The organism is Methylobacterium goesingense (assembly GCF_022179225.1).
Classification (GTDB): Bacteria; Pseudomonadota; Alphaproteobacteria; order Rhizobiales; family Beijerinckiaceae; genus Methylobacterium; species Methylobacterium goesingense.
The window spans coordinates 1-5,487 of the sequence record NZ_BPQL01000136.1; the positions used below are offsets into that span (position 1 = coordinate 1).

Genomic DNA, 5,487 nt, shown 5'->3' on the forward strand with positions numbered 1-5,487 from the left:
CGTCGTGCTCGGGGCTGTAGACCCCGCCGGCCACCTTGTAGGCCACCATGGTGTCGGGCACGAGGGTGCAGAAGCCGTGCCCGAAGCCGATCGGCACGTAGAGCTGCTCGCCCGCCTCCGCGTCGAGCCGTACCGCCACGTGCTGCCCGTAGGTGGGTGAATCGCGCCGCAGGTCGACCGCCACGTCGAGGATCGCGCCGGACAGGACCCGGATCAGCTTGGCCTGCGCCATCGGGGCCCGCTGGAAGTGCAGCCCCCGCACGGTGCCTTGAGGGGCCGAGAAGGACTGGTTATCCTGGATGAAGACATCCGCGATGCCGGCTTTCGCCAGAATGTCCGCCCGGTACGTCTCCGAGAACCAGCCCCGCGCATCGCCGAACCGCTTGGGAACGATGCGCCGCACGATCGGGATGTCGGTCTCGATCACCTGCATGGAGACAATCCTCGGAGTTGGGAAATGCGAGCGTTCTAGGCGATTTTTGGCATCGGCCTGTCAAGGGGGAGGTCGATTTTTGGTTGCTCCCTCTCGCGCAAAGTTGCGCCGAGGGTCTCGGTGCGGGATGCTGCTGTCGTGTTTTCGACACAAGCGTCTGCCAGCGCATCGAATGCATGATGTGTTCCTCCGTTTTTCGTGCGAACCATGCGCGAGCAGGAATGATCGGACGAGAAATACAGATGAGCGAGATCCTGCTCTTTGGCGGAACCTGTGGTGAAGGTCCGGGATCCTACGAGGCCGGCGTGTTCCACCTGCCCGATGGCAGCGCGCGTGGCGTCGAGGATTTAGCGGACCTCACGGTGTCTCACGGTCCGGAGACGGCACCCCGGCGCCTCGGCATCGCGCGCGGGCTCCGGGACGCCCTGGCATCCACCGGGCCCCTGCCCCGTCCCCTTGGCCTCGCGGCCTCCGTCGTGGGATTCGGCCTCGACGTCGTCGGGAGCGGGGGACGCCCCGTGGCCACCCTCGAACTCCGCTTCGCCGACGGCGCCGTCGCGTCGATCCGGACGGAGGCCGACGCCGCCACGCGTATCGTGCAGGATCGCGAAGTGGTGCGCCTCGCCCTGCTGCGGCGGGCGGTCCCTGCCGCCGGGGTTGCGGAAACGTCGACAGAGACTTCGGCCGGGCCCACGCCGGAGGGGTCGGAGACCCGCGCCCTGGCGTCGATCTTCGCCTACGAGAAGCGCGGGGGCCGCTTGCGCCGTGTGGCCGCCAAGGCGCTCGATACGCCGGACCCGTAGCCGGGCCGGGGCCCGCGCGGGAGGCTCACCCGTCGATGACGCTGACATGAGCGGCGACCACCTTCCAGCCGTCTGGAAAGCGGATCCAAGTCTGACTCTGGCGTCCGATGCGGCCCGGCGCGCCCGATCGCGTGAACAGGGTCATGGCGATCCCCGTATCGCGGCCGTAGGTGGTGATGACCGTGTCCCTGAGGTCGCGGGCCAGGCCCTCCGGCGAGCGGGCTCGTCGAAAGGTGCGGATCGCGTCCATCCCGTAGAGGTTCTCGCCCCCGCCGTAGCGGATGGTACGGGCATCGTCGTGGAACAGGGCTTCCAGCGTCGGTACGTCGTTGCCCACCAGGGCCGCTTCATAGGCCGCGAAGGCGGCCGCCACCTCGGCCTTCACGGCCGGATCGTCGATGATCATCGCGGTCTCGCTCACAGGTTCGCCACGGGCGCCCGGACGATGCCGTCCCGCTCCAGCTGATACGCCACCCGCAGGGCGAGGTCCTCGCGCCAGGGCGCGGCAATGACCTGAACGCCGAGGGGCAGCCCGTCGTCGAGGCGCACGGGCACGGCGACCACGGGCAGGCCGATGAAGGAGATCGGCTGGGTGAACACACCGATATTGGCCCGCACCGGCAGGGTCACCCCGTCGAGGACGAAGGTGGTCTGCCCCGAGCGGGGCGCGCGGCAGGGGGTGGCGGGCGCGAGGATCACGTCGACCTCGCGGAAGAGGTCGAGCACGGCGGAGCGGTACCAGCGGCGGAAGCGCTGCGCCCGCTCGACCAGCGGGGCCGGAATCATCGCCCCGGCGATCAGCCGGTCGCGAACGGCCGGGTCGAAATCGTGCCCGCGGGTCCGCATGCGGTCGAGATGGAGAGCGGCCCCCTCGGCCGCCGTGATGAGATAGGCCGCCGCCCGGGCGCGGGCCGCCTCCGGGATCTCGATACTGCGCGTGGCGCCGAGGGCCTGCGCCACCTTTGCCACGGCCACGAACGCCTCGGCGTCACCGCCGCGCGCGAAGTAGCCGCCCGCCACCGCGACGCGCAGGCCGCCGAGGCCCTCGCCGAGGCCGGGCAGGGCCGCCTCGGCTGCCCGCGTCGTGGCCACCGGATCGTCCGGGTCCGGCCCCTGCATCGCATCGTAGCTGAGCGCGAGGTCCGTGACGCTCCGGGCCATGGGGCCAAGATGATCGAGGCTTCCGACGAAGGGGAAGCTGCCCGCCCGCGTGAGGCGCCCATAGGTGGGCTTGAGGCCGAAACAGCCGCAGAAGGCCGAGGGCACCCGGATCGAGCCGTTGGTGTCGGAGCCCAGTGCGATCGGCACCAGCCCCGCGCCGATCGCCCCCCCTGAGCCGCCCGACGAGCCTCCGGACATGCGGCCGAGGTCGTGCGGGTTGCGGGTCGGCCCGTCATGGACGTTCTCGCCGGTGAAATCGTAGGCGTACTCGCCCATGTTGAGGCCGCCGACGAGGATCGCGCCGGCCGCCTCCATGCGGCGCACCACGGCGCCGTCGCGGGCCGCCGGGGCCCGGTCGCGGTTGATCTTCGATCCGGCCCGGGTCGGCAGGCCGGCGATGTCGAACAGGTTCTTGACCGCGAAGGGCACGCCGGCCAACGGGCCGCAAGGCTCGCCCCGGGCCCGGGCGGCATCCAGGGCCGCGGCGCGGGCGCCGGCGCGCTCCGCCAGCACGTCCGTGAAGGCGTTCACCGCACCGTCGACCCGCGCGATGCGCGCCAGGGTCGCGGCGACGTTGGCGGAGGCGGTCGTGGTTCCGTCGCGGAACGCCGCCGCCAGCGCTTCGGCGGTCATCGTGGCGGGGTCGGGCCGAAAGTCTGGCATCGTGTCCGGACCGCTCATGCTTCGTAGACCGGGGCGGCTTCCGCCTCGTCGGGGAGGGGAAATTCGGCCACGTGGGCAGCAGCCGCGCGCAGGACCGCGAGGTTGCTGCCGATCGCGCCGATCCAGGCCGGATCGAGGGGAATTGCGAGCAGGCCGGCCGCCGCGTCGATGTAGGCGTCGAGACCGCCGCGCGGCGGGTCGTTGGGCTCCGACATGAGCGTCCTCCCGAAGGTGTCCCTCCGCGTGGCCGGAATTCCGGTCACGCGGAGCGGCGTCTATTCTGCCGCCACGGCGGCGTGAGTCGAGGGCGGTCTCGCCGGTGCCGCCGTCGTGGAGCGTGCGGCGGCGTAGAGCAGCGCCGCCACCATCGCGTAAGCAAGCGCCAGGCCGGGCGTCACCGCGATGCCGACGGCGGGCCCGTGCATGAAGCCGAAGAAGGTGAGCGCCGCCCCGGCGAGGGCGAAGGCGGCGGCCTTCGGGAAGTCGCGCTCGATGATGAACACCGCGATGGCGCCCAGGATCAGCCCGCCGAGGATCGCGCCCTCGCCGAGGACGCCCAGGCCCTCGTAGAGGACGCCCGCCTGCCCCAGCTTGGCGAGGCCCACCGCCGCCGCGCTGGTGCCGGCTGCTCCCAGTGCGCCGTCGATCAGGGTCTTGGCCCAGGCGGCCAGATGCGGCGCGAAGGCGAGCACGATGGCCGGCGCGTGCGAGTGCGGCGTCTCCTGGAAGGCCTGCGCGCCGATGAGCATGCCGATGTAGAGCAGGATCGGGGCGATCGCGACCACGGGCACGAGGCTGGACAGAAGCGAGACGAGGTTGAGCCAGCAGAGAGCCAGGATCACCGCCCCGGTGGCGAAGGAATAGCCGATGCGCCCGCCCATCGCCTTCCAACCAGGATGACCGATATAGACCGCGTTGATGAAGGGGTTGCCCATCAGGCAGCCGATCAGGCTGACGACCCCGTCGGCGGTGAGTACGCGGGTGGTGGGATAGGCATCCCCCGCCACCTCGGCGCTCTCGACGTTGTCCATGGCTTCCACGAGATCGTAGATGCCGAACGGGATCGCGGTCACCAGGATGATCCCGATGAAGTCGAACCCTGAGAAGACGTGGCCGACGGCGGGCAGCGGCACCGAGAAGCCGATGCCCTGAAGTGCCGCAACGAGGCCCGGCCCGCTGACGCCCCCCAGGTCGAAGCCGAACAGCTTGGCGCCCCAGGCGATCCCCATCCCGAACAGGATCGCCACGAGGCCTGCCGGCAGGCGGCCCGGGTAGCGCAGGCCTCCGAACCAGGCGAGCAGGATGATCGCGAAGGCCACGACGCCGATCACCGGGGTGGTGATGAGTTCCAGCGCCGGTCGCATGGCGATGAAGGTGACGGAGACGCCCGCCAGCGTGCCGAGCAGCGCCGCCCGCGGGGTGATCCGGCGGATCACCGGGGCGGCGAATCCGCCGATCATCAGGATGAAGCTCTGGATGAAGACCCAGGCGAGGCCCGCCTCCCAGGCCTTCAGCGGATCGCCGGTGGCGAGCTTGATCGGCAGCATGATCACGAAGACCACGATGAACATGTGCGGCACGCTGATGCCGGAGGGCAGCGCGCAGACGTCGTCGCGCCCCGTCGCTTTCGCCAGCCGGTAGGCGAGCCAGCCGTAATAGGCGGTGGAGAGGCAGAGCATCAGCCCGATGGCCGGCAGGATGCGCCCGAAGGTGATCGCGTCCGGCATGCCGAGCACGAAGCGCAGGAGGCCGGTGAGCACCAGGAGGTTGACGAGAATGTTGGTGCCGAAGCCGAAGAAGGCGTTCCAGTCCCCTGGTACCCAGAGCCCTGGCCGGAAGCCGCCGCCGATGCCGGTCGCCGCCGGCCCCGCCCCGTGTGTGCCCGCCGCCATGCCCGTGCTCCTTTTCGCTTGACTGCCGTTCCCGCGCGCCTGGAATTCCGTGTCGAACGAGAAGCCGCTCTCAGTCCGGGCGGCTCGGGCGCGCAGCGCCCGCGAGGGCCTCCACAACTGCTCCGCAGGACGAGACCCATCCGAAGATGCCGCCCTGGGCCGCGATCATCGCGAGGCCGACCCGGTGGAATTCGGGAAAGTAGGAAGCGCAGCCGTCGGAGAGGGCGATGCAGCGGTAGCCGCGGTCGTTGCCCTCACGGATCGTTGTATGCACGCAGACCTCCGTGGTGACCCCGCAGACGAGCAGGGTGGCGATGCCGCGCGCGGCCAGCACCGCCCCGAGGTCGGTGGCGTAGAAGGCCCCCTTGCCGGGCTTGTCGATCACCACCTCACCCCGGGCCGGCGCCAGCGCCGGCACGATGCCGTGGCCGGGCTCGCCCCGGACCAGGATGCGGCCCATCGGCCCCGGTGCGCCGATGCGGGCGGTCGGCGCGCCGCGCTCGAGCTTGGCCGGGCGCGCGTCGGAGAGGTCCGG

The 5,487-nt window shown here is 71.0% G+C and carries 7 protein-coding genes; 1 reads left to right on the forward strand and 6 read right to left on the reverse strand.

Annotated elements, in window-relative coordinates; translation table 11 throughout:
- The coding region (rfbC, locus tag MFF30_RS20605) for a dTDP-4-dehydrorhamnose 3,5-epimerase (protein ID WP_238281728.1) at positions 1-433 on the reverse strand (433 nt) is incomplete at its 3' end.
- A 242-nt stretch (positions 434-675) separates the two neighbouring features.
- Here rfbC and MFF30_RS20610 point away from each other — a divergent pair.
- A complete protein-coding gene (locus tag MFF30_RS20610) occupies positions 676-1,236 on the forward strand; it encodes a hypothetical protein (protein ID WP_238281730.1) in 561 nt (186 codons plus the stop codon).
- Positions 1,237-1,261: 25 nt separating this feature from the next.
- Here the strand turns inward: MFF30_RS20610 and hpxZ are convergent, their stop codons facing one another.
- The 5 genes from hpxZ to MFF30_RS20635 all read right to left on the reverse strand — a co-directional run.
- On the reverse strand, positions 1,262-1,642 hold the full coding sequence (gene hpxZ, locus MFF30_RS20615; RefSeq protein WP_238281732.1) for an oxalurate catabolism protein HpxZ: 381 nt from the start codon (positions 1,640-1,642) through the stop codon (positions 1,262-1,264).
- 11 nt (positions 1,643-1,653) lie between these two features.
- Positions 1,654-3,060 (reverse strand): AtzE family amidohydrolase, encoded by a 1,407-nt coding sequence (locus MFF30_RS20620; RefSeq protein ID WP_373320963.1) that lies wholly within the window; start codon positions 3,058-3,060, stop codon positions 1,654-1,656.
- A 14-nt stretch (positions 3,061-3,074) separates the two neighbouring features.
- Entirely contained in the window at positions 3,075-3,275 is a 201-nt protein-coding gene (locus MFF30_RS20625) for a DUF4089 domain-containing protein (RefSeq protein ID WP_238281735.1), read from the reverse strand.
- Positions 3,276-3,335: 60 nt separating this feature from the next.
- Positions 3,336-4,952, reverse strand: a complete 1,617-nt coding sequence (locus MFF30_RS20630; RefSeq protein ID WP_238281738.1) for a regulator — start codon at positions 4,950-4,952, stop codon at positions 3,336-3,338.
- A gap of 70 nt (positions 4,953-5,022) precedes the next feature.
- Positions 5,023-5,487: cysteine hydrolase family protein (locus tag MFF30_RS20635; RefSeq protein ID WP_238281741.1), on the reverse strand; the 465-nt coding region annotated here is incomplete at its 5' end.